This is a genomic window from Bhargavaea cecembensis (assembly GCF_001619585.1).
In the GTDB taxonomy this organism is placed as follows: domain Bacteria; phylum Bacillota; class Bacilli; order Bacillales_A; family Planococcaceae; genus Bhargavaea; species Bhargavaea cecembensis_A.
The window spans coordinates 1-21,587 of the sequence record NZ_LQNT01000013.1 but is presented as its reverse complement, the minus strand read 5'-3'; the positions used below and the strand labels follow the sequence as shown (position 1 = coordinate 21,587).

19 protein-coding genes and 16 tRNA genes are annotated in these 21,587 nt (G+C 53.3%); 8 read left to right on the top strand and 27 right to left on the bottom strand.

All coding sequences use genetic code 11. The annotated features are described in order from the left end of the window. The first annotated feature begins 265 nt into the window (after nt 1–265). Nucleotides 266–826 (top strand): hypothetical protein, encoded by a 561-nt coding sequence (locus AV656_RS14705; RefSeq protein WP_063183359.1) that lies wholly within the window; start codon nt 266–268, stop codon nt 824–826. Nucleotides 827–886: 60 nt separating this feature from the next. Here AV656_RS14705 and AV656_RS14700 read toward each other — a convergent pair whose 3' ends face one another. After that, the gene (locus AV656_RS14700) at nt 887–1,213 is read right to left on the bottom strand and encodes a hypothetical protein (protein WP_063183356.1); all 327 of its coding nucleotides are present in this window, start codon (nt 1,211–1,213) and stop codon (nt 887–889) included. A gap of 184 nt (nt 1,214–1,397) precedes the next feature. Continuing rightward, nucleotides 1,398–2,942, bottom strand: coding sequence for a carbon-nitrogen hydrolase family protein (locus tag AV656_RS14695; protein ID WP_063183354.1), 1,545 nt, complete (start codon nt 2,940–2,942; stop codon nt 1,398–1,400). A gap of 208 nt (nt 2,943–3,150) precedes the next feature. Between AV656_RS14695 and AV656_RS14690 the strand changes: the two genes are divergently transcribed. Genes AV656_RS14690 through AV656_RS14680 form a run of 3 tightly spaced genes read left to right on the top strand, consistent with a single transcriptional unit; the run spans nt 3,151 to nt 4,942 of the window. Then, nucleotides 3,151–3,576 (top strand): disulfide oxidoreductase, encoded by a 426-nt coding sequence (locus AV656_RS14690; RefSeq protein WP_063183351.1) that lies wholly within the window; start codon nt 3,151–3,153, stop codon nt 3,574–3,576. Nucleotides 3,577–3,582: 6 nt separating this feature from the next. Further along, a complete protein-coding gene (locus AV656_RS14685; RefSeq protein ID WP_063183348.1) occupies nt 3,583–4,050 on the top strand; it encodes a thioredoxin family protein in 468 nt (155 codons plus the stop codon). 46 nt (nt 4,051–4,096) lie between these two features. Next, entirely contained in the window at nt 4,097–4,942 is an 846-nt protein-coding gene (locus tag AV656_RS14680) for an RluA family pseudouridine synthase (protein ID WP_063183346.1), read from the top strand. A 42-nt stretch (nt 4,943–4,984) separates the two neighbouring features. Here the strand turns inward: AV656_RS14680 and AV656_RS14675 are convergent, their stop codons facing one another. Continuing rightward, nucleotides 4,985–5,815, bottom strand: a complete 831-nt coding sequence (locus tag AV656_RS14675; RefSeq protein ID WP_063183343.1) for an aldo/keto reductase — start codon at nt 5,813–5,815, stop codon at nt 4,985–4,987. A 155-nt stretch (nt 5,816–5,970) separates the two neighbouring features. Between AV656_RS14675 and AV656_RS14670 the strand changes: the two genes are divergently transcribed. After that, nucleotides 5,971–7,272 carry an NCS2 family permease gene (locus AV656_RS14670; protein WP_063183339.1) on the top strand — a complete coding sequence of 434 codons (1,302 nt, stop codon included), beginning with the start codon at nt 5,971–5,973 and terminating at the stop codon, nt 7,270–7,272. Nucleotides 7,273–7,551: 279 nt separating this feature from the next. Here the strand turns inward: AV656_RS14670 and AV656_RS14665 are convergent, their stop codons facing one another. The 4 genes from AV656_RS14665 to queG all read right to left on the bottom strand — a co-directional run bounded on the left by AV656_RS14665 (nt 7,552) and on the right by queG (nt 10,157). Next, nucleotides 7,552–7,830, bottom strand: coding sequence for a hypothetical protein (locus tag AV656_RS14665; protein ID WP_063183337.1), 279 nt, complete (start codon nt 7,828–7,830; stop codon nt 7,552–7,554). 34 nt (nt 7,831–7,864) lie between these two features. Continuing rightward, nucleotides 7,865–8,167, bottom strand: a complete 303-nt coding sequence (locus AV656_RS14660) for a hypothetical protein (RefSeq protein ID WP_063183334.1) — start codon at nt 8,165–8,167, stop codon at nt 7,865–7,867. Between the two features lie 368 nt (nt 8,168–8,535). After that, the gene (gene trmL / locus AV656_RS14655; RefSeq protein ID WP_063183332.1) at nt 8,536–9,006 is read right to left on the bottom strand and encodes a tRNA (uridine(34)/cytosine(34)/5-carboxymethylaminomethyluridine(34)-2'-O)-methyltransferase TrmL; all 471 of its coding nucleotides are present in this window, start codon (nt 9,004–9,006) and stop codon (nt 8,536–8,538) included. After that, nucleotides 9,003–10,157 (bottom strand): tRNA epoxyqueuosine(34) reductase QueG, encoded by a 1,155-nt coding sequence (queG, locus tag AV656_RS14650; protein ID WP_063183329.1) that lies wholly within the window; start codon nt 10,155–10,157, stop codon nt 9,003–9,005. Before queG ends, trmL begins: the two co-directional genes overlap by 4 nt. Before the next feature lie 62 nt (nt 10,158–10,219). Here queG and AV656_RS14645 point away from each other — a divergent pair, with 62 nt between their 5' ends. Then, nucleotides 10,220–10,909: a B3/4 domain-containing protein gene (locus AV656_RS14645; RefSeq protein WP_063183327.1), complete on the top strand. Its 690-nt coding sequence runs from the start codon at nt 10,220–10,222 to the stop codon at nt 10,907–10,909. A gap of 205 nt (nt 10,910–11,114) precedes the next feature. On the opposite strand, the gene AV656_RS14640 is transcribed toward AV656_RS14645, so the two are convergent. The 3 genes from AV656_RS14640 to AV656_RS14630 form a co-directional block, all read right to left on the bottom strand. Continuing rightward, nucleotides 11,115–12,572 carry a carbon starvation protein A gene (locus AV656_RS14640; RefSeq protein WP_063183325.1) on the bottom strand — a complete coding sequence of 486 codons (1,458 nt, stop codon included), beginning with the start codon at nt 12,570–12,572 and terminating at the stop codon, nt 11,115–11,117. Between the two features lie 215 nt (nt 12,573–12,787). Further along, nucleotides 12,788–14,215: a DHA2 family efflux MFS transporter permease subunit gene (locus AV656_RS14635; protein ID WP_063183323.1), complete on the bottom strand. Its 1,428-nt coding sequence runs from the start codon at nt 14,213–14,215 to the stop codon at nt 12,788–12,790. Nucleotides 14,216–14,393: 178 nt separating this feature from the next. Then, nucleotides 14,394–15,986, bottom strand: a complete 1,593-nt coding sequence (locus tag AV656_RS14630) for a solute:sodium symporter family transporter (RefSeq protein ID WP_063183321.1) — start codon at nt 15,984–15,986, stop codon at nt 14,394–14,396. Nucleotides 15,987–16,593: 607 nt separating this feature from the next. Here AV656_RS14630 and AV656_RS14625 point away from each other — a divergent pair. Together AV656_RS14625 and AV656_RS14620 are read left to right on the top strand one after the other, a co-directional pair. Continuing rightward, nucleotides 16,594–17,760: a M20 metallopeptidase family protein gene (locus AV656_RS14625; RefSeq protein WP_063183319.1), complete on the top strand. Its 1,167-nt coding sequence runs from the start codon at nt 16,594–16,596 to the stop codon at nt 17,758–17,760. A 77-nt stretch (nt 17,761–17,837) separates the two neighbouring features. Next, nucleotides 17,838–18,824, top strand: coding sequence for a diaminopimelate dehydrogenase (locus AV656_RS14620; RefSeq protein ID WP_063183317.1), 987 nt, complete (start codon nt 17,838–17,840; stop codon nt 18,822–18,824). A gap of 88 nt (nt 18,825–18,912) precedes the next feature. On the opposite strand, the gene AV656_RS14615 is transcribed toward AV656_RS14620, so the two are convergent. The 17 genes from AV656_RS14615 to AV656_RS14535 all read right to left on the bottom strand — a co-directional run bounded on the left by AV656_RS14615 (nt 18,913) and on the right by AV656_RS14535 (nt 21,526). Then, nucleotides 18,913–19,764, bottom strand: coding sequence for a hypothetical protein (locus AV656_RS14615; RefSeq protein WP_063183315.1), 852 nt, complete (start codon nt 19,762–19,764; stop codon nt 18,913–18,915). A gap of 208 nt (nt 19,765–19,972) precedes the next feature. Beyond that, nucleotides 19,973–20,057: transfer RNA gene (locus tag AV656_RS14610), tRNA-Leu, on the bottom strand. Nucleotides 20,058–20,087: 30 nt separating this feature from the next. After that, nucleotides 20,088–20,161 (bottom strand) — tRNA-Cys (locus tag AV656_RS14605). 11 nt (nt 20,162–20,172) lie between these two features. Then, nucleotides 20,173–20,248, bottom strand: a tRNA-Gly gene (locus tag AV656_RS14600). A 6-nt stretch (nt 20,249–20,254) separates the two neighbouring features. Next, a tRNA-Gln gene (locus AV656_RS14595) sits at nt 20,255–20,326 on the bottom strand. A 1-nt stretch (nt 20,327) separates the two neighbouring features. After that, a tRNA-His gene (locus tag AV656_RS14590) sits at nt 20,328–20,403 on the bottom strand. A gap of 49 nt (nt 20,404–20,452) precedes the next feature. Further along, nucleotides 20,453–20,528, bottom strand: a tRNA-His gene (locus AV656_RS14585). 13 nt (nt 20,529–20,541) lie between these two features. Next, nucleotides 20,542–20,615 (bottom strand) — tRNA-Trp (locus AV656_RS14580). A 5-nt stretch (nt 20,616–20,620) separates the two neighbouring features. Then, nucleotides 20,621–20,704, bottom strand: a tRNA-Tyr gene (locus AV656_RS14575). Nucleotides 20,705–20,708: 4 nt separating this feature from the next. Then, a tRNA-Thr gene (locus AV656_RS14570) sits at nt 20,709–20,784 on the bottom strand. Between the two features lie 3 nt (nt 20,785–20,787). Beyond that, a tRNA-Phe gene (locus AV656_RS14565) sits at nt 20,788–20,863 on the bottom strand. Between the two features lie 22 nt (nt 20,864–20,885). Then, nucleotides 20,886–20,961, bottom strand: a tRNA-Asp gene (locus tag AV656_RS14560). 2 nt (nt 20,962–20,963) lie between these two features. Continuing rightward, nucleotides 20,964–21,038 (bottom strand) — tRNA-Met (locus AV656_RS14555). Between the two features lie 141 nt (nt 21,039–21,179). Beyond that, a tRNA-Val gene (locus AV656_RS14550) sits at nt 21,180–21,255 on the bottom strand. 7 nt (nt 21,256–21,262) lie between these two features. Further along, a tRNA-Glu gene (locus AV656_RS14545) sits at nt 21,263–21,337 on the bottom strand. 18 nt (nt 21,338–21,355) lie between these two features. Then, nucleotides 21,356–21,446: transfer RNA gene (locus tag AV656_RS14540), tRNA-Ser, on the bottom strand. Nucleotides 21,447–21,451: 5 nt separating this feature from the next. After that, a tRNA-Asn gene (locus AV656_RS14535) sits at nt 21,452–21,526 on the bottom strand. Nucleotides 21,527–21,587 lie beyond the last annotated feature (61 nt).

The following is a 21,587-nucleotide window of genomic DNA, read 5'->3' as shown; positions in this document are numbered from 1 at the left end:
TCCAATCGCCAAACCGGCCAACACCGCGACTCCGTACAAACAAAACCTCCCTTTTGACAAGACGATCGCCCCCTTTTCGTCTTCTATCCTATGCACGCAGTTCACCAATTCATGTTTGGGGGTAGAACACGCGTGACCATTCCGGAATGTATGTGAAACCTTTCGTGCGCATAGTCGTATTAAGGTTGGAAACATTCTGAAATCACATGGAATGTCTCTGAATGGGCATCTGGGAAGATGCGAGAACGAAAAGGGGGTTTTTATATTGCATGACGTCGTGGATCAGCGCAGGGTCATTTCCTTCACGATTGCCATCATCCTGTTCATCCTGGCCTTTTTGGGGCCTGCCGCGATTCTTCTGCCGCTGAAAACAGGTTTCATCACACGGGAAGCGGAACTGATCGGCACCAGCGGCTGGTCGCTTATCACGGGGGGCATCGGTTTTCTCGCCCTCGCTGCCGTTTTCGTCCTGTTTGCCGTGATGGAGGACAAAAAGAAGAAATGGACAATGTCGCTTGCCCTTTTCGCAGTGGGCGTGGCAGGTATCCTGCTTACTGTGAAGGACTACTATTATTACACGTCCGAGCATTTTGTCATTAACGGTCCGTTCACCCTGACAACTGAGACTTATGAGTGGTCAGACTTTGAAAGTGTCACGGAGAATCTGGCCAAGGAAGGCGGAACCCTGTTCGTCGAGTCCCTGGAATTTAAGATGAAAGACGGAAACACCTATCAATTCGACCGGGGCAGGATGCTTCAGCTGTATCAGCCGATCGTCGGTGCTGTCACGGCAAGCGGAGGCGAACATATCCGGAACGGGGGCTGATGTTCCCCGAAATACCAAAAAGCCCGGGAATATAGCCCCGGGCTTTTCCTTTACCGAAGATCAGGAGTTGTCGTTTTCCTCATCGGTTTCATTCAGCATATCTTGGTCATCAGTCGTGTCATCCGTATTGACGTCATTCTCATCGTCATCTTTTGATTCCGTATCGGTATTGGTTTCCGAATCTGTATCGTCATTTACATCGGTGTCTTCTCCATTGTCCATTCCTTCACCGGTACCGCCGTCTCCGGCAGGTGCCTGCTCTTCAACCGGCTCCTCTTCGTTGACATCCATGTCGTCATCATCGTTATCCCCGCCGCCGCATGCGGCAAGCATACCGGCAGACAGGAAAGCCGCTGCACCTAGTTTCAGCCACTTGCTCGTTTCCATGATGTATTCCTCCTTGTAACTGTTCTGTGCCCACTCATCCTTACCCGAACAGGGATTGGTTAACCTCCTTTTTTCATCAGGAGCATGACCAATAGAAAAAAAGAGCCTCCGTTGCAAGGCTCTCAGACATTTGTTAAGTTACCGTAAATTAAACAAGCATCCGTTTCGGGGCTCTCTTTCTTGTTCAGTCTTTTTTATATTCCACCCGGTACACATCGTGTCGCCGGTCCTTCAGCTGCTTGACGGTGCCGTCCTGCCGCTGGCGCCGCAGGATCTCGAGATCGACATCCCCGATCAGCACCATTTCGACGTTGGCATTGGTCTCGCCGACGATGCCGTCTCGGGCAAATTCAAAGTCGGAAGGCGCGAAGATCGCCGACTGGGCGTATTGGATGTCCATGTTCTCGGTCTGCGGCAGGTTGCCGACTGTTCCCGAGATGACGGTGTACACCTGATTCTCCACGGCCCGGGCCTGTGCACAGTAACGGACGCGCAGGTACCCCTGACGGTCCTCCGTATTAAATGGCGTAAAGATGATATTTGCCCCCCTGTCTGTCGCGATGCGCGCCAGTTCAGGGAATTCGATATCATAGCAGATCTGGATGGCGATCTTGCCGCAGTCGGTATCAAACACGCGGACTGCGTCACCTGCCGAGATCCCCCACCATTTCCGTTCGTTCGGCGTAATGTGAATCTTATACTGCTTTTCTATCGAGCCGTCGCGGCGGAACAGGTAAGCGATGTTGTAGATTTCCTCGTCCTCTTCCTTAACGAAGTGGGAACCGCCGATGATGTTGACGTTATAACGCACGGCAAGGTCCGTGAAGAGCTCGATGTATTCCTCGGTGTAGTCGGTCATTTTGCGAACTGCGATGCTCGGGACGGGCTCGTCCAGGAATGACATCAGCTGGGTCGTGAAGATTTCCGGGAAGACGACAAAGTCGGAATAGGCATCCGACGCGACATCCACGAAATACTCCACCTGGCCGGCCAGGTCCTCAAAGCCGGAAATCTGACGCATTTGGTATTGGACCACGCAGATCCGGACCGGATAGCTCGTCTTGAAGTGGCGCTTGGACTGCGGCTTGTAGTCGATGTTGTTCCATTCCATGAGCGTCGCATACTTGCGCGACGCCTTGTCGTCCGGCAGATAGTCCGGGTTGACCCGCATGAGCGTGAAGTCGTTCATCAGTTGGAACGAAAGCACCGGATCATAGATTTTGTGGCGGGATACAGCATCCACATACTCGCGCGATGTCATTTCTTTCTCGTATTTGTAGTAGTTCGGGATCCGCCCTCCGATGACGATCGACTTCAAGTTGAGTGCACGGGCAAGATCCTTGCGTGCTTCATACAGGCGCTGGCCGACACGCATCCTCCGGTAATCCGGATGGACCATCACTTCAATCCCGTACAGGTTATAACCGTCCGGATTGTGATTGGTGATGTAACCCTCATCGGTCACATCGTCCCATGTATGCCGGTCGTCGTATTCATCAAAGTTAATGATCAGGCTTGAACAGGATCCGATGATTTCACCGTCGAGCTCCGCCACGAACTGACCTTCCGGGAAAATGTTCAGATGGCTTTCAAGATGTTCTCTTTCCCAGGGATCCATTCCGGGGAAACATTCGTCCTGCATCTTCAGGATCGGTTCAATATCGTCACGGGTCATCTCGCGGATGACCATGCTTTTTTCAAAGGATGACAAATCAAATTGCTCCGACATGACAGAGCCCCCTTTCATTCCATTGAGCCTATTATACGCTGTGATGGCCACTCTGGAAAACTCTATCTCTTTTCCCCGGAATACCAGATAATAAACGCTTCTTGCGGAAGATTGTCACCGTTCCGCACAGCTTCGGGACAAAATCATTGTCAAGCCGGGAACACACAACCTATAATCAGAATGAAATCAAATGTCAGGAGCGCGTTCCATGGAAAAACGCCTTGAAAATATGCTGCTCGCCATCTGGACTGTATCACTTGTCGCGACGGCCGGATCCCTCTACTTCTCGGAGGTCCGCGGATACATCCCGTGTGAGATGTGCTGGTATCAGAGGATTCTGATGTATCCGATTGTGGTCATCGGTGCGGTCGCCTATTTCCGAAAGGACTTTCGGGCAGCCGCCTATACCCTTGCGCTGTCGGTCATCGGCGGTCTGATCTCGCTCTACCATTATGGGATCCAGAAGCTTCCTGCGCTCCAGGAATCCGCACCTTCCTGCGGACAGGTCAGCTGCACGGGTGCCTACATCAACTGGTTTGGGTTTGTAACGATCCCGTTCCTTGCCCTGACCGCATTCATCATCATCGCTGTCATCAGTTTACTCATGCTGAAGCGGCAGAAGGAGACGAATTAATTTCCCATGAAAAAACTGCTTATCATCGGAGGCGCGGTCATCGTCGTATTCGCAATGATCATTTTCCTCACAAACCAATCCAACAAGTCCAAGCTTGAAAACAGCCCATACGGGGACAAGAAGCTGGATCAGGCGACCATCGACCAGCTGGATGACGAGAACTACCAGAACATCATCCTCCCTGACGAACTGGAAGCGAAAATCGAATCCGGCGAGCCGGTCACCGCTTATTTCTTCAGCCCGACCTGCCAGTACTGCAAGGAGATGACGCCGCGCCTTATGCCGATTGCAGAAGACATGGACGTCCAGATTGACCAGTTCAACCTCCTCGAATACGAAGACGGATTTATCCAGTATCAGATCGAAGCGACTCCGACCCTGATCCACTTTGAAGACGGTGTGGAAGTTGAACGAATGGTCGGTGCCCAGCCGAATGAAAACATTGAAGCCTTCCTGAACGAACACGCCAAATAATCCAAAGCCGCGCGGCAAGCGCGGCTTTTTTTCAAGAGGTGAACACATGGAATTATTCAACTATTCGATTGAAGAAGAAGGACTGTCTGTCGAGAAACTCCTGAGGGACCGATGGCGTCTCGGCCGCAAGACGGTGCACGAGCTGCGCATGGCGGACGCGGTGAAACTGCCGGACGGCGGACGGGTCCGCTGGAATGAACTGCTCCCGGCCGGTACGGCCCTCTCCATCCGCTTGCCCGAAGCCGTATCGGATTACGTCCCGGAAATGGGTGAGCTAGACGTGATCCACGAAGACCCTCACTGTCTTGTCGTCCATAAGCCTGCTTCCCTGGCCGTCCATCCGAATGACTCCGGCGGAACCGGCACACTCATGAACCGCGTCATTGCCCGGTTCGGTCCCTACGTGGAACACGTGCACCGCCTCGACAAGGGGACATCCGGGCTGGTTCTGATTGCGCGGCACCCGGTGGCAAAGGCCGTGTTCGACCGGATGCTCGAGGAAAAGGCGATCCGTCGCACGTATATGGCGGAAACGCCAGGACCATTTAACAAGCGGAGCGGGACCATCTCTGCTCCGATCGGACGGGACCGCCATCATGCCACCCGCAGACGGGTCTCTCCTTCCGGCCAGCAAGCGGTCACCCATTATGAAGTGATCAGCGCAAAAGACGGCACGAGTATCGTGCAGCTCGAGCTCGATACCGGCCGCACCCATCAGATCCGTGTCCATCTGGCACATCTCGGCCATCCGATCATCGGAGATGTCTTGTATGGCGGCCATACTGCCGGAGGTTGGTACAGGCTCCACGCAGCAAGGCTCGCCTTTATCCATCCGTTTACCGGCAAGCCGCTCGACATCGAAGACACTGTAAAGCCTGAATGGCTTCCATAAAAAAGACAGGGCGGATTTCCTCCGCACCTGTCTTTTCTTATGTCAGAAATCCATATGGTCCGGGTCTTTACCGGTGCGCTCGTTCCGGTTCAGCGCATCCAACTGCTGCATCTCTTCATCAGAAAGAGAAAAGTCGAATACATCCGCATTTGAACGGACCCGCTCCGGACGGACAGATTTTGGGATGACGATGATGTCATGCTGAAGGTGCCAGCGGATCACCGTCTGGGCAGGCGTCTTGCCGTGGGCTTCTGCTATGCGCATGACGACCGGTTCCTCCATCAGCTTCCCCCGTGCAAGCGGCGACCAGGCCGTTACGGCGATGTCTTCTTCCTGGCAGAATTCGCGGAGAGGCTCCTGGCTCAGGTAAGGATGAAGCTCGATCTGGTTCACCATCGGTTTCACGTTGGCCTTCGCAAAGACGGCCTCCAGATGATGGCGGTGGTGGTTCGAGACACCCGGCACACGGATCAGTTTTTCTTCGTAGAGGCGTTCAATCGCCCGGTATGTATCCGCGAACTTCCCTTCCACCGGCCAGTGCGTGAGATACAGGTCAAGATAGTCCATCTTCAGATTCTCCAGCGTCTTCTCGAATGCGCGGAGTGTCTCATCGTAACCCTGGTCAGTGTTCCATACCTTGGACGTGATGAAGATTTCTTCACGATTCACGCCGGATGCCCGGACCGCTTCGCCGACCTGGACCTCGTTGCCGTACAGGGAAGCCGTGTCGATGGCAAGATAACCCGCCTCAAGTGCTGCCGTCATGGCTTCGACCGCCTCTTCCGGCTCTGTCATCTTATACACGCCCAGGCCGAGGCGCGGCATTTCCACACCATTGGCAAGCGTTTTCTTCGATTGCAGATTCAGTTCCATGCCATTCCCTCCTTTTGATTCCCTTCCATTTTATCGGAGCACATCATTGAAATCGACTGTTCTGACTTAAAATTTTCAGTTGAAATCTGCCTGTAAAACGAATATTATGTTGGATGGCTCTCTTTTTCGTTCGTGTTTCCAAAGGAGGAATATCCATGTTCCATTTAAAACAGCATGGTACATCTGTAAAAACTGAAGTTCTGGCAGGCATGACGACTTTTCTGACGATGGCCTACATCGTCATCGTCAACCCGATCATCCTGGCCGATGCAGGTGTTCCGTTTGACCAGGTGTTCATGGCGACGATCATTGCGTCTGTCATCGGAACCCTATGGATGGCGCTTTTCGCCAACTATCCGATTGCCATCGCACCCGGCATGGGGCTGAACGCCTACTTCACTTCTGTCATCATCGCCTCAGACGGTGCGCTTGATTATACGGCAGCCTTCTCTGCCGTCTTTGTTGCAGGCATCCTGTTTGTCATTCTGTCGCTCACGCCGATCCGCGAGAAACTGATTGAGGCGATCCCTGAAAACCTGAAGCATGGCATCACTGCCGGAATCGGACTCTTTATCGCTTTTATCGGTCTCCGGCTTTCCGGGATTGTCGCGCACCATGAAACCAATCTGGTGAAACTCGGTGACCTGACGTCCCCGCCTGTCCTGCTTTCTCTTTTCGGGCTGATCATCACAGTCGTCCTGATGGCGAGGAATGTATACGGAGCCATCTTCATCGGCATGGCCGTCACCGGCATCGTCGCCTACCTGACAGGCCAACTCCGTTTCACGGACGGGCTTGTGAAGATGCCGCACCTGCCTGAAGGACTGATCGTCTGGAATCCGATTGATGCATTTGGAGATGTCATCTCCCATGGTCTTTACGGAGTGGTCTTCGCCTTCCTTATGGTGACACTTTTTGATACGACCGGCACGATGCTCGGGGTCGCACGCCAGGCGGGACTGATCAAAAACGGCAAGATGCCGAGGGTCCGTCCTGCCCTGCTCGCCGATTCTGTTGCCGCGACTGCCGGCGCGATGTTCGGGACCAGCCCGACATCCGCATATGTGGAATCTTCATCGGGCGTGGCTGTCGGTGGACGGACCGGGCTCACGACTGTAACGGTCGGTGTTCTCTTCATCGTTGCATCGTTCTTCGGCCCGCTTGTCGGCTCGCTGTCCGGGGTCGCCGCAATCACCGCTCCCGCACTGATCATTGTCGGCAGCCTGATGATCGGCATCGTCAAGGAAATCGAATGGGAGTCGTTCGACGAGGCGTTTCCTGCTTTCCTGATCATCCTCACGATGCCGCTCACCTCGAGCATCGCCACAGGAATTGCGCTCGGGTTCATCTCCTATCCGATCATCAAGATCGTCAAGGGCAGGTGGCGCGATGTCCATCCGCTTCTCTATCTGTTTGCGGTCATGTTCGCCTATCAGCTGCTGTTCCTGCCGCATTAAGGGGAAGTAAAGTGTCTCGGCAATCCACCGGATTTACGCTGCGGGTCCTCGCTTACCGCGGGCGTTGCTTTAGCCTCCTCGAGCTTCGCTCTGCGGGGTCTTCAGCTAACGCTTTTCCCACAGGTGTCTCGGACCCTCCTCTACAATCCTCATACTATTAAAATTAGAATGAATCGAGAACAATCTGCTTTCCGAACTTCACACATAATAAAACATATTGAAAAACGGCAACGGTCCGAGCCTCCTGAGAGGTTTCTGAACCGTTGCCGTTTTGTTTGTTTATTTTCCGGGTCTGTATGATGCTTGGCGCTGCTTTTTCTTTAATGTCCATGCCACAAATGTCGCGATAATGGCGTAAATGACGAAGACGGCTGCGGTCAGCCATGGGGACAGCGTAAAGAGCAGATACAGCTGGACAAGCGCCGCAAGCAATGCGGTGATCAGCATGGCCAGTCCGGCTTTCCTGTTTCTCTGGTATAGCGATATGAAGATGGCCCCGAAGATGCCGCCCGAGATGAGCGCAAGTCCGAGGAGCATCACAGTAATCATAGAGTTCATACGTGTACGAGTCTCCCTATATGATGGTCAGCGATCAATAGTGCTGTTTCGGGCGCGACGTGACGGCCTGGATGATGAGCAGCACTGCGGACACCGCATGCATGAACCAGCCCAGGAATGGAATCCATGCAATGGCACTTGTTACGAGGCCGACAATGGAACCGGACTTTGCAGAAAAGTCACGAATGGCCAGGATGAGCGTGATGGCATGAAGGACGAACATGACACCGAGCAATGAATATCCCGAGCCCATGACATAAAGCCCGCCCAGAAATGGGATGGCGAGAAAGGTCTCTCCAAGCCCCGTGACCCAGCGCATGATGGTGGATGCTCTCATGAGTGATCCCTGCTTTCGTTTAGTCTTATTAGTCTTAACTGTAATACGGCCGTACAGGCCGAAAGTTTCATTCTGTATGATGATTTCGTGACGGATTTTTGGCGATTCCCGGCGAACGGCGCCACTGTCCTCCCGCCCCCATTTTCTTTTTATCCCGGATGCGTTATACTGAGGGAAGATCGAACTTCGAACCAGGAGGTAACGATATGAACACTCTCTTGATCCTTGGTGTGACTTTCGCTTTCCTTTCCGCTATGTTCACAGGCGGTTATGAGGACAAGCCCGGCACAGCAAAAGATAACAAAGCGAGCCGAAGCTGAGAAAATGGGACTGCCGTTCAGGCAGTCCCTTTTTGTATGCGCAATTCCCTACCGGAGGCCCGGGAAGCCCTGCTGGCGCAACGCCTCAAAGACGAGGACCGCCGCCGTGTTCGACAAATTGAGCGAGCGGATATGATCGTTCATCGGGATGCGAAGGCAGCGCTCCGGATGGGCGGCAAGCAGGTCCTTCGGCAGGCCGGTTGTCTCTTTTCCGAAGATGAAGAAGATGTCCCGCTCCGGATCCGAGTAGTCCCGGTCGGCATAGTTCCCTTCACCGAATTTCGTCAGATAGTAATAATCACCGTCGGGATAGGCGGAAAACAATTCTTCGATCCGGTCATGGTACTCCAGGTCGACATGCTCCCAGTAATCAAGCCCGGCACGCTTCAGCATCCGGTCATCCGTCGAAAAACCGAGCGGACGGACAAGATGCAGGCGGGTCCCGGTGCCCGCACAGGTGCGGGAGATGTTCCCGGTGTTTGCAGGGATGAGCGGTTCATGTAAAACGACGTGAATCATTCGTGCACTTCCTTCTTCTGGTCTGCGATGTGGCGGAGCGCGCCCCGGATCTCCTCCAGGACCTCCTCTTCCTTTTCTCGTGATTCGGCATGATGCAGAGCGGTCTCCGCTTCCTCAGTGCCGATTTTCCCGAGCGCATAGGCAGAGGCGCCCCGCATATACGGCCTGACATCCTCGCGGAGGACGCGGGAGAGTTCCGGCAGTGCCGACTGTTCCCTGAAATGGCCGAGTGCATAGATAGCGTTTCGCTGGATCGGGTTTTTCCCGCGCCAGGAACCCGACATATGGCCAAACGTTTCCTTGAACTCCCGGTTCGACAGGTTTAGGAGCGGTTCGAGAAGCGGCTTCGCCAGTTCCGGATCGGGGCGGAACGCCTCGTGGATCCGGTTGTGCATGCCCTTGTTTTTCGGGCAGATCGTCTGGCAGGTGTCACATCCGTACACCCGGTTGCCGATTTCGGTACGGAACTCTTCCGGAAGACTGCCTTTTGTCTGTGTAAGGAAAGCGATGCAACGCTGTGCGTCCAGCCTGCCTCCTTCGATCAGGGCACCGGTGGGGCAGATGTCGAGGCAGAGCGTACAGTCTCCGCACCCGTCTTCGATCGGTTCATCCGGCTCAAAGGGAATGTTCGTGATCATCTCCCCGAGGTAGACGTATGAACCGAATTCCGGCGTGATGATCGAACAGTTTTTCCCCGACCACCCGATGCCGGCCCGCTCCGCCACCGCACGATCAACGAGCTCTCCTGTGTCGACCATGGACCGGAGACGGGCATCCGGAACCCGCTCCAGGATGAAGGCTTCGAGAAGGGCAAGTTTTTCCCTGAGGACGTCGTGGTAGTCCTGTCCCCAGGAGGCGCGGCAGAACATTCCCCGCCTTGCGCCTTTCTTCCCCTTCGGCGCGTCATCCAGCTTCGAGGGATAGGCGACCGCGATGGCGATGATGCTCTCCGGCTCTTCCAGAAGCAGTGCCGGATCGGTCCGTTCATCCAGCGATCCTTTTTCAAAGCCCGATTGGAAGCCCGACTCCTGTTGGCGACGGAGCCGGTTCTTCATCTCCCGGAACGGATCGGCGGTTGTGAATCCGATCTTGTCGATGCCCGCCTCCCGCGCGAACGCGCGCAGCTCCCGCTGCAGTGTGACGGTATCCATAGGGACTGCCCCTTTCTGTTGTGTTACGATATATGAAAAGTCACAAAATACAGGTGATGGACATGAAAATTACAGCAGATCAGTCTTTGTTTGAAACAGTGCCGGATCTGAAATTCGGCATCCTCCATTATAACAGAATCAGCACCTCTGACGCTCCCGGAATGCTAAAGGGCCGGATCGGCTACTTTTACCAGGAGATGCAGATCGACCTGGAAGACAAGAACGTGACAGACATCCCGGGGATCGCCGAATGGCGCAAAGTATGGAAAGCATTCGGAAAGGACCCGGGCCGCTACCGCCCTTCTGCCGAGGCACTGATCCGCCGCGTGAAAAAAGGCCAAGTGCCGGGCGAGATCAATCTCGGCGTGGACCTGAATAACTTCTTCTCTGTCCGTGAAGGCATCCCGTGCGGTCTGTACGACCTGTCTGCTGTCACAGGTGATGTGGCGATCCGCAAAGGATCAGTGGAAGACGAATACGAAGGCCTGAACGGAAGGGTCAACAGCCTCGAGAATCTCCTGCTCACTTCCGATGAACAGGGTCCGTTCGGCAGCCCATTTGTCGACTCCGGGAGGACCGCGGTCACGGAACAGACAACGGAAGCGCTCCATGTTCTGTACATCCAGCCCTCCATGACGGTCGAAGAAGCGAAAGTGCTGCTGGAGGAAACAGGCATCTTCTTCACTTCCGCAACAGGCGGAGGATTCACGGGTGAGATTTTACATGCCGGGAACCGATCCGCTGAAATCTGAGTGGGAACCCGAATAGGCAACATCATTCATCTAATGAAACGGATGACCGGTCACCCTTCGCGTTGTGCCCGCCGTCCTTGACCAACCGCAGCAAACATGGAAAGCCCCGCTCCGCTTCGGCGGAACGGGGCTCTTTATGGTTTTTTGTCTGCTTACAACAATGCCGATGCCTCCCCACAGAAAGTTTGGCATCGGCATGTCTTGCTTATAACGTGGCCTGGTTAAACCCGGATACATCCTCGTCCAGCAGGATTCCCGTCCCCCGCTTCTTGTGTGCGGAGATGAAGAACGTTGCCGTGACGAACAGGGTCGCAATGGTGCCGCCGATATAGGATAGGGTCAAGTCAATGCCGAAGCCCATCGTCGGCTCGAACAGGATATAGACGAAAACCATGGACGTCATAAAGATTGCCGGGATCGTCGCAATCCAATGGTTCTTATGCTGCAGGAACAGGTACATCGCGCCGACCCAGAGGGCAATCATCGCAGTCACTCCATTTGCCCACGAGAAATAACGCCAAAGCAGGTTAAAGTCAATCTTCGTCAGGACAAAGGAAATGACAAACAGCGGGATCGCGATCCAGAGGCGGCTCAGAATCTTTGCCTGTCCGATTTTAAAGTAATCAGCGATGATCATACGCGCAGCACGGAATGCGGTATCGCCGGAAGTGATCGGAAGAACAATTACGCCAAGGACTGCCAGGGTTCCGCCGAAGGCGCCCAGCATCATGATTGATACATCGCTCACCACCGCTGCGGGGCCGCCGGCAGCAAGAAGTTCGTTTAGTCCGCCGTAGCCGCCGAACAGGCTCATTGCAGCAGCCGCCCAAATCATGGCAATGATGCCTTCAGCAATCATCATGCCATAGAAAATCTTGCGTCCTTCCTTTTCTTTCTTCGTCGTCCTCGAAATGATCGGCGTCTGCGTCGCGTGGAATCCGGACAGTGCGCCGCATGTAATCGTGAAGAAAAGCAGCGGGAAGATCGGCAGCTCACCCGGATGCATGTTGGTGAAGGAAAGCTCAGGAATCGGGGCTCCCGTTACCACAAGACCGATTCCAACACCCACGGATGAGACCACGAGCAGTGCACCGAACCATGGATAGAATCGCCCGATAATCTTATCGATCGGAAGCAATGTCGCCAAAATGTAGTACAGGAAGATGATTCCGACAAGAATGCCGAGAGCAACTTTGCCGTCAAAGATGATGTTGAGCAACATCGCCGGAGACGTGACGAACACAGTACCAACCAGGATGAGCAGAAGCAACGCAAAGATGTTGACGACATGCTTCATGAAATTGCCCAGGAACTTGGACGCCAGCTCCGGAAGATGGGCCCCTTTATTCCGGATCGAAATCATTCCCGTCAAATAATCATGGACCGCCCCTGCAAAAATACAGCCAACGACAATCCAGATGAATGCAACCGGACCATAAAGGGCCCCCGCAATGGGACCGAACACCGGGCCTGTCCCGGCGATGTTCAACAGCTGGATCAGCGAGTTCTTTGGAGTCGACATCGGTACATAGTCCACGCCGTCCGCGTTGACATAGGCCGGTGTCGGCCGTTCATTTTTTGGGCCGAAGACTTTCTCGACATATTTCCCGTATGTAAAATAACCAACGATCAACAGCAAGATGCTCAGAAAAAAAGTAATCATCTGTCATTCCCCTTATCTCTGTTGTATGACAAAATTCTATCACTTATAACAGATTACGCAAGAATATTTTATAAAATAGCAATCATTTAAGTAATCCATAGGATGAACCGATCTCCAGAAACGACTAAACGGCCCCAGTCCCCTGCATACAGGACTGAAGCCGTTTTTTAATATTCCGTGTCGCCCGGATGCAGGCCCAACATAAGCAGGATTGATCAATCTTCATGAATGGGTATTGCCGGGAGCTTTTTCAGCCGGAGCGCAAGGATCAAGCCGGCTGCCGAGAGGACGCCTCCTACCAGGAAAGCGACACGGACGCCGGTCATGAGCGCATCCGGCGGAGGATCCGGCAGCGGCTGGATCGCGGCAGCCGTGCCGGTCATGACGGACACGAGAAGAGCTGTGCCGATCGATCCCCCGATCTGCCGGAACGTATTGTCCATCGCCGTGCCGTGGGCGATCAGGTGCCGGGGCAACGAATTGATCCCCGCCGTACTCAGCGGCATCATCAGCATGGACAGACCGAGCATCCGGAGGCCGAATGCGAGCCCCAGCAAAACAAGCGGCGTGTCCGGCGTCATAAGAACGAATGGCACCGTCGTCACGACCTGAAGGGCAAACCCGGTAACGACAAGCCAGCCGGCTCCGAACCGGTCGAAAATCCGCCCGGAAAACGGGGACATGGCCCCCATGGCAATGGCGCCGGGCAAAAGCAGCAATCCGGATTCGAACGCAGTCCCGCCGCGGACATTTTGGACATACAGCGGAAGCAGCGTCTCGGTGCCGATCAGCAGCGCGAATGTGATCATACCCATGGGGATGATCAGCCGGTAGACTCCGGAGCGGAACACACCGAAATTCAGGATCGGTGTCTCAAGAGCCAGCTGCCGGCGGATAAACAGGAACAGCGTGATGGATCCGACGACAGTGGAAATCAGCACATTCGGGCTCAGCCAGCCTTCCCCGCCGATGCTGCTGAAGGCGTAGAGCAATCCGCCAAAACCGAGCGTCGACAGGGCGACGGATGGCAGATCGATCTTTACCGGCCGCTGTTGCGTGACGTTCTTCATGAAGAAGAATACGGCAACCAGGTGCAGCACGGCAAGCGGCAGAACGATGACAAAGAGCATCCGCCATGAACCGAAGCTGAGCACCCAGCCGGCCAGCGTCGGTCCGATAGCCGGAGCAAACCCGATGGCCAGTCCGACAAGTCCCATGACGGAGCCGCGCCGGTTCACCGGAAAGATGGTCAGGAGGATCGTCTGCATGAGCGGCATCATCATCCCCGCTCCCGCTGCCTGGATCACACGTGCAGCCAGCAGGAAGAAAAAGCTCGGGGCAATGGCCGCGACGAGCGTACCTGCCGCAAACAGACCGCTTGCCACCATCAGAAGCCGTCTGCTGGAAAAGCGGTCGATCAGGAAAGCCGTAATCGGAATCAGGATCCCGTTGGTCAGCAGATAAACCGTCGTCACCCACTGCGCCTCGTTTGCGTCAATGGTGAAATCCCCCATGATGGGCGGCAGGGCCACAATAAGCAGGGTCTGATTCAGCAGGGCCACAAACGCCCCTGCGATCAGGACAATCAGGATGATCGTCCGGTTGTATGCGGGAAGAGCCGCAGACTGTTCAGGTTGCTGCATGGGCATTTCCTCTTTTCTTATGTATGAAGCTACCGTCAAGTATAAGGGAAAAAACTTCCGTTGCCCAACCCGAGCGGATGGAAGCTGAAAAGGATCATTAGCGGAAAGAAAGCTGCCCGCTTATGCAGGCAGCTCACAGACGAATGGGAATTGTTATGGTGAATTTAGGAATGATTGTTTATGAGGCGATTCCGAGCGGAGAAAAGATCAGGTACATACCTGCCATTGTGATGACAACGAGTGCCGCCACACTCTTTCTATGCCTCCAGGGAGTCAGGTCGACTTTGTTGTGATTGTCCTCAAATTGGAATGGCTGCTTTAGTGGTTTCATTTTCGCAATCCCCCATAAGAGCAGACAGTCCAGAATGAACAGGGCCCCAAACACATAGAGGTAGTGGATGTCGAGAAAGACTTTGGACAGTATGTAAGCCACAATGTGGAAACCGAATGTTACCTTGGCCGCAAACGCCGTCACTGTTTTTGAATAAAAGCCAAATAAGATGATCGCCAGCATCGGCATGCTGTAGATGCCATTGAATTCCTGCACGACGGCATACAGGCCGGCCGGGGCAAAGGAAATCAGAGGCGCTATTAATACAGCTACAAAACCGACGATGACGGTCACGAGTTTTCCCGCTCTGGCCACTTGCCGATCCGTTGCATCACGTTTAAAAATCGGTTTGTAGAAGTCCAGCGTGAACAATGTTGCAGTTGCATTCAGTGATCCCACGAACGAACTGAGAATCGCGCCAAAAATCACCGCCGCAAAAATACCGTATGCCCATTCCGGCAAAACATCCGAAACCAGCGTCGGATAGGCATTGTCGGGATTTGAAATACTGCCGCCGTACAGATTAAAGGCAACAATCCCCGGGAGGACGAGGAACAGCGCACCGAAAATCTTGAAGAACCCTACATAGAGTGCTCCCTTCTGCCCTTCCTTCAGACTCTTGCCGGCAAGTGTCTTCTGGACGATCATCTGGTTCGCACACCAGAAGAACAGGTTGTTGAAGAGCATCCCGGTGAACAGCGTCGGCCATGGGACAAGTTCGGAATCAGCCGCTCCAATGGCGTTCAGCATCTCCGGAGACTGTTCCTTCACTGTGACCATGCCATGAATCGGGTTTCCTTGGCCAAGTGCTGACAGACCCAGGACGAGGATCGCGATACCGCCTGCAAATAAACCGACTCCGTAAAGCGTGTCACTGTACGCACTGAGCGACAGGCCGCCTAGCATCAGGTAAGCGAGTCCGATGATGCCGATAAATGCTGCAATTAATGCAATGGAAACAAGCGGATCCAATCCGAATGCCTCATCGATATGAAAGATCTTATTGAACACCAGCGCACCGGAATAGAGGACAACCGGCAGGAACGACGACATATACGTCACGATGAACAACAGTGAAACAATCCGCTTCGTCGTCGTATCGTATCGGATCTCCACAAAGTCCGAGACGGTATCCACCCCGTATTTAAAATACTTCGGCAGGAAGACCAGCGCCAGAACCACACATGCGAATGCCGAGGTCACTTCCCAGGCCATAACCTGCATTCCTCCGGCAAAACTCTGGCCGTTCTGGCCGACAATCTGTTCCGTAGATAGATTGGTCATGATAATCGTCCCGGCAATCGTAAGCCCCGTCAGGCTCCGACCACCCAAAAAGAAGCCTTCCCCGCTATTGTTATCAACGGATCGGCTTCTTTTATAAGCATATAGCCAAATACCGCCTACAATGAACACAAAGACCGCAACTGAAAAAGCATCCATCATTTCCACCTGCACATTCATTATTGGAGCCTGTGAATTTCAAGCCCCGTATTATGTAAGACAGAATTCACGTTGGAAGCTTTTCCTGATCAGCCAAACCCGATTCACTTGCGAGATTAACCGTCTAAATTTTTTAAACATAAATTTCCTGAAATAAAAAAACCCCATCCAGTGATGGATGGACTGTCGGTCAGGCTGTCTTCTTGAGTTCTTGATAAAGCCGCTTTGCTTTCTGCTCAGCCTGTTCCTCATTTCGGTCATAAACGGTAATCAATTTATTGCCGATGATAAAATTCCATTGTCGCGTCATAAATACCACCTGCCTTCTCTCTTCTTAGGTCTATACCCCACTTTCATAAAGGTTAAACCTCAAAATCCGGGTTGGCGGCTTCCGACATGACTTTCTTATTCCATCCTTCAGATAATATAATATCAAAAAAGGTCAAACCCATCAATGTTTCGGCTTGGGTCTTGATGGCTGTTATTCCACCTGCCCACGGAAACTCTGATTGCATACCGGCGGGCTAATTTAAACCTGTCATCTTCATACCTGTTATACTATTCTGGCAGAGGTGATTTTCAGTCATACGGAATAGGAGCATGGATCATGAAAAAGGAGAATATTAATCTGGCGGTGAGCCTGCGTCGCGAGCTGCACCAACATCCCGAGCTTTCCAATGAAGAGACCTGGACAAAAGCAAGGCTGATCGAATTTATCAAGGCGCACACAGACCTTGAAATCATCGATCAGGGCAATTGGTTTTATGCAGCCCACAGAGCCGGTGAAGACCGCCGCAGCCTCGCCTTCAGGGCTGATTTTGACGCCCTGCCAATTGACGAGACCATCGATCTCCCCTGGGGTTCGAGAGTCCCCGGCAAGGCACATAAATGCGGACACGACGGCCACTCTGCTACCCTGGCAGGTTTCGCACTGGAAGTGGATCAGCAGAAACCGGACGTGAACGTCTTCTTCCTGTTTCAGCCGGCCGAAGAGACCGGGGACGGTGCCAAACAATGTGTCAGTCTGATCGCCGATGAGCAAATCGATGAGATCTATGCCTACCACAACATGAGCGGTTTCCCTTACCGGGCCGTCGGCATCCGGGAAGGAACGATGTTCTGCGCCTCCAAAGGCATGACCATCCATCTTGAAGGCCTTCCTGCGCATGCGAGCCAGCCGGAAGACGGCATCAACCCCGCGTTCGCGCTTGCTTCGATCATCCAGGCCATCCCGCAACTCACAAGTCAGGCAGACTACCGTGGGCTGGTACTCTGCACTGTCATCCAAATCGATGCCGGGGAGAAAGCGTTTGGCATCTCGGCTTCCAAAGGACTGATCCGCCTGACGATCCGTGCGCTGCATGAAGATGAACTGGATCGGCTCCAGAAAAAACTCGAACAACTTTCTGCTGAACAGGCAGAAAAACACGGCCTTCGCATTCGGTTCGAGTACAATGACGAATTCCCCGAAACTGCAAATAACACGGATATAGCCGATAAAGTCCGCGCAGCTGCCAAAGGTGCAGGCCTCGTATGTTTTGATATGGAGGAAGCCTTCAGAGGGTCCGAGGACTTTGGCCATCTGGCAAAGCTGACCAAAGCGGCCTACTGCATCATCGGAAACGGTGAAAATCACCCCCATATCCACACGGCGGAATACGATTTCCGCGATGAACTGATTGAAACCGGGACCGACCTGTTCCTGGCTATTCTAAACAGGGAGACTCACGATTTATCACTGCACCATACTAATGTTATAATGGAAAAACCCTAAATTTCGAGAAGCTTCGAACAATGAAGTTTTGGGCATTCGGCAAGACTAATCAACTTTAGACAATGGGAGATGAGAATATGACATCGAAAATCAGAATCGGCATCGTCGGGTACGGGAATCTCGGAAAAGGCGCCGTGGCTGCCATCCGTCAGACACCTGACATGGAGCTTTCCGCCGTCTTTACGAGAAGAGAACCGGAATCCCTGAACCTGGATGATCCGTCCATTAAAGTCGCCCATATTTCGGAGGCAGCCGACTATAAGGATAAAATTGACGTTATGCTGCTGTGCGGCGGCTCCGCCCATGACCTGCCGGAACAGACACCGCACTTTGCAAGCCTGTTCAATACAGTCGACAGCTTTGATACCCACGCGAAGATTCCTGAGTTCTACCAATCCGTCAATGAGGTGGCGACGAAGAACAACACTACTGCCATCATCTCCGTCGGCTGGGACCCGGGTCTATTTTCCATCAACCGCGTCATGGCCGATGCCATCCTGCCTAACGGCGAGAACTACACATTCTGGGGCAAGGGCCTCAGCCAGGGCCACTCGGACGCTGTGCGCCGTGTCAGCGGCGTCAAAAACGGCGTTCAGTACACCATCCCTGCCGATGCGGCCATCGATAAAGTGCGCAGCGGTGAGAATCCCGAACTCTCCACGGCAGAAAAGCACCGCCGTGTCTGCTACATCGTGCCGGAAGAAGGCGCTGACCAGGCAGCGCTCGAAAACGAGATCAAGACGATGCCGAACTACTTCGCCGACTATGACACGGAAGTGAACTTCATCACTGAAGAAGAACTCAAGCGAGACCATTCCAAGGCCCCTCACGGCGGCTTTGTCATCCGTGGCGGCAACACCGGAGACGGCAACAAGCAGATTTTCGAGTTCTCCCTAAAACTCGACAGCAACCCGGAATTCACGGCAAGCGTCCTCGTCGCTTACGCGAGAGCCGCACACCGGATGAACCAGGAAAAGCAGTACGGCGCCAAAACCGTCTATGATGTGGCACCGGGCTACATTTCCCCGCGCTCTCCTGAAGAACTGCGTAAAGACTATTTGTAATCAACTGTTTCGGAACCGTCCAAATGGGCGGTTCTTTTCTTTTTGGCAAAAAGAAAAGACAGCACATGGCTGCCTGTTTAAAATGAATCTAGTATTCCAAATCGGCAATGACCATCGCATGGTCACCGCCCGCCCGGATGGCTTCTTCTAAACGATACTCGGCATGGATCACTTTGAAGTGGTCGCTGACAAAAATATAATCATAGCGCTTGGGATATTTACGGCTGACCAGGTGAGAAACCGCCAAAGGAAGATATCTGAGCTGGGAGGAGTCCAAATCCGCCTGTTTCTGTTTCAGATCGGCAAGAAGTTTGGGATGCATGTCCAGCCAAATCCTGTACGCATCTTTCATCCGGTGTACCGGTTTGGGCCCGAGAATCATCTCAGCTCCCTTCCCTTGGTCACCAGCCTGATTGAAGTACTTCATTTTCTGCATTTCAACATGATCAATTTCAGGCTCGTTTGCATCAAAACAGCAAATAAAGGGCTGTCCCCGGTATTGATGAAGATATTCCGCTACCCCGATAAACTGAGCCGTTTTTGCTTTCTTATAGCCCACTCCCGTCAGAGAATGAAAACAAAGGCATTTCAACATCATACCGTCCATTAAAAGATCAGAGAAAACCGTCCGATCCGGAAAGGGAGCACGGGTGAGGACTCCGGGATGGGTGGCATCGACTTCTCCCCTTCCCCCGATCAGACAACCCATCTTTCGGTTTGCACCATCGAATAGGCCAGGCTGCCTGAACTCAAGTGAATAGGAGAACTCATTAAATCCCTTTTGATCCATCAGATAATCCCTGTCCCGTTCTTTGACCTCCTGTAGAGCGATTATAGTGGGATCATCCGTTTCAGCCATCACTGATTGGAGATACGACCACTTTGATTCGATAGGTCCCATTACTGAGAGATTCCAAGTGATCACCCGCAGTTTCCCCATCCGCTTCACCCCTTCTCCGCTTTATCCTTATCCAACGAAGCCGCACAGCCAGTCTCATGATCATGGACTTGTGCTGCTCTCAACTGCCTGTCTCTGTCCCTTCCCCTGGAGCTTAAAGCCGGAAACTTTGCCAAAAGCCATTTCTCACTTTCCTCTAACACAAAAACGGTGCCTACCGAAGTAGGCACCGCGTCATAAGTATATTCGTTGGTACCGGTGGTCGGGATCGAACCGACACTCCCGAAGGAACACGATTTTGAGTCGTGCGCGTCTGCCAATTCCGCCACACCGGCATGATTTAAAATCATGCAGAAACAAAAAAATGGAGGCGGCAACCGGAATCGAACCGGTGATAAGGGAGTTGCAGTCCCTTGCCTTACCGCTTGGCTATGCCGCCGTATATAAAAATGGAGCGGAAGACGGGATTCGAACCCGCGACCCCCACCTTGGCAAGGTGGTATTCTAGCCACTGAACTACTTCCGCGAAAAACTGGGGTAGCTGGATTCGAACCAACGAATGACGGAGTCAAAGTCCGTTGCCTTACCGCTTGGCTATACCCCAATGGGGCGGCTGATGGGAATCGAACCCACGAATGCCGGAACCACAATCCGGTGCGTTAACCACTTCGCCACAACCGCCACAATATAATATTGATTGACCCCCGGTGACCTTGAGGTTCACGATAAATGGGGCGACTGATGGGAATCGAACCCACGAATGTCGGAACCACAATCCGATGCGTTAACCACTTCGCCACAATCGCCGTCAGTCAATAATGGCAGGGGCAGTAGGAATCGAACCCACAACGGAGGTTTTGGAGACCTCTGTTTTACCGTTAAACTATGCCCCTATGTATGGTGGAGGGGGGCAGATTCGAACTGCCGAACCCGAAGGAGCGGATTTACAGTCCGCCGCGTTTAGCCACTTCGCTACCCCTCCAAGATGGTGCCGGCCAGAGGACTTGAACCCCCAACCTACTGATTACAAGTCAGTTGCTCTACCAATTGAGCTAGGCCGGCAAATGGTGGCTTGGGACGGAATCGAACCGCCGACACAAGGATTTTCAGTCCTTTGCTCTACCGACTGAGCTACCAAGCCATCTATAAATTATGTAAAAAAATGGCGGTCCCGACGGGAATCGAACCCGCGATCTCCTGCGTGACAGGCAGGCATGTTAACCGCTACACCACGGGACCATTGGTTGCGGAGGCAGGATTCGAACCTGCGACCTTCGGGTTATGAGCCCGACGAGCTGCCACTGCTCCACTCCGCGATAATAATATAGATGTTGCATTGGTGATTCTACGCATATGGTACTTGGGCACCTTACGCTTCGCTGTCGGTGCTACTCGCAGCCGTTGCACTGCTCGTTGCTCCACTCCGCGACAATAAAATATACATATTTTGTAGATCATGGTGGAGGATGACGGGTTCGAACCGCCGACCCTCTGCTTGTAAGGCAGATGCTCTCCCAGCTGAGCTAATCCTCCATGTAAGTGGTGACCCCTACGGGATTCGAACCCGTGTTACCGCCGTGAAAGGGCGGTGTCTTAACCGCTTGACCAAGGGGCCACATTTAAAATATAAAACTGGCGGAGAGCAAGGGATTCGAACCCTTGATACACGGTTAGCGTATACACGATTTCCAATCGTGCTCCTTCGGCCACTCGGACAGCTCTCCATTAATGGCTCCGCAGGTAGGACTCGAACCTACGACCGATCGGTTAACAGCCGATTGCTCTACCACTGAGCTACTGCGGAATAATATCATCTTGCTTGTGGCAAGCCCGGCAACGTCCTACTCTTGCAGGGGGAAGCCCCC

Coding starts and splice junctions, on each gene's coding strand:
- AV656_RS14700 (WP_063183356.1), bottom strand. CDS start 1,213: ATGGAAACGAGCAAGTGGCTGAAACTAGGTGCAGCGGCTTTCCTGTCT.
- AV656_RS14695 (WP_063183354.1), bottom strand. CDS start 2,942: ATGTCGGAGCAATTTGATTTGTCATCCTTTGAAAAAAGCATGGTCATC.
- AV656_RS14690 (WP_063183351.1), top strand. CDS start 3,151: ATGGAAAAACGCCTTGAAAATATGCTGCTCGCCATCTGGACTGTATCA.
- AV656_RS14685 (WP_063183348.1), top strand. CDS start 3,583: ATGAAAAAACTGCTTATCATCGGAGGCGCGGTCATCGTCGTATTCGCA.
- AV656_RS14680 (WP_063183346.1), top strand. CDS start 4,097: ATGGAATTATTCAACTATTCGATTGAAGAAGAAGGACTGTCTGTCGAG.
- AV656_RS14675 (WP_063183343.1), bottom strand. CDS start 5,815: ATGGAACTGAATCTGCAATCGAAGAAAACGCTTGCCAATGGTGTGGAA.
- AV656_RS14670 (WP_063183339.1), top strand. CDS start 5,971: ATGTTCCATTTAAAACAGCATGGTACATCTGTAAAAACTGAAGTTCTG.
- AV656_RS14665 (WP_063183337.1), bottom strand. CDS start 7,830: ATGAACTCTATGATTACTGTGATGCTCCTCGGACTTGCGCTCATCTCG.
- AV656_RS14660 (WP_063183334.1), bottom strand. CDS start 8,167: ATGAGAGCATCCACCATCATGCGCTGGGTCACGGGGCTTGGAGAGACC.
- trmL (WP_063183332.1), bottom strand. CDS start 9,006: ATGATTCACGTCGTTTTACATGAACCGCTCATCCCTGCAAACACCGGG.
- queG (WP_063183329.1), bottom strand. CDS start 10,157: ATGGATACCGTCACACTGCAGCGGGAGCTGCGCGCGTTCGCGCGGGAG.
- AV656_RS14645 (WP_063183327.1), top strand. CDS start 10,220: ATGAAAATTACAGCAGATCAGTCTTTGTTTGAAACAGTGCCGGATCTG.
- AV656_RS14640 (WP_063183325.1), bottom strand. CDS start 12,572: ATGATTACTTTTTTTCTGAGCATCTTGCTGTTGATCGTTGGTTATTTT.
- AV656_RS14635 (WP_063183323.1), bottom strand. CDS start 14,215: ATGCAGCAACCTGAACAGTCTGCGGCTCTTCCCGCATACAACCGGACG.
- AV656_RS14630 (WP_063183321.1), bottom strand. CDS start 15,986: ATGGATGCTTTTTCAGTTGCGGTCTTTGTGTTCATTGTAGGCGGTATT.
- AV656_RS14625 (WP_063183319.1), top strand. CDS start 16,594: ATGAAAAAGGAGAATATTAATCTGGCGGTGAGCCTGCGTCGCGAGCTG.
- AV656_RS14620 (WP_063183317.1), top strand. CDS start 17,838: ATGACATCGAAAATCAGAATCGGCATCGTCGGGTACGGGAATCTCGGA.
- AV656_RS14615 (WP_063183315.1), bottom strand. CDS start 19,764: ATGGGGAAACTGCGGGTGATCACTTGGAATCTCTCAGTAATGGGACCT.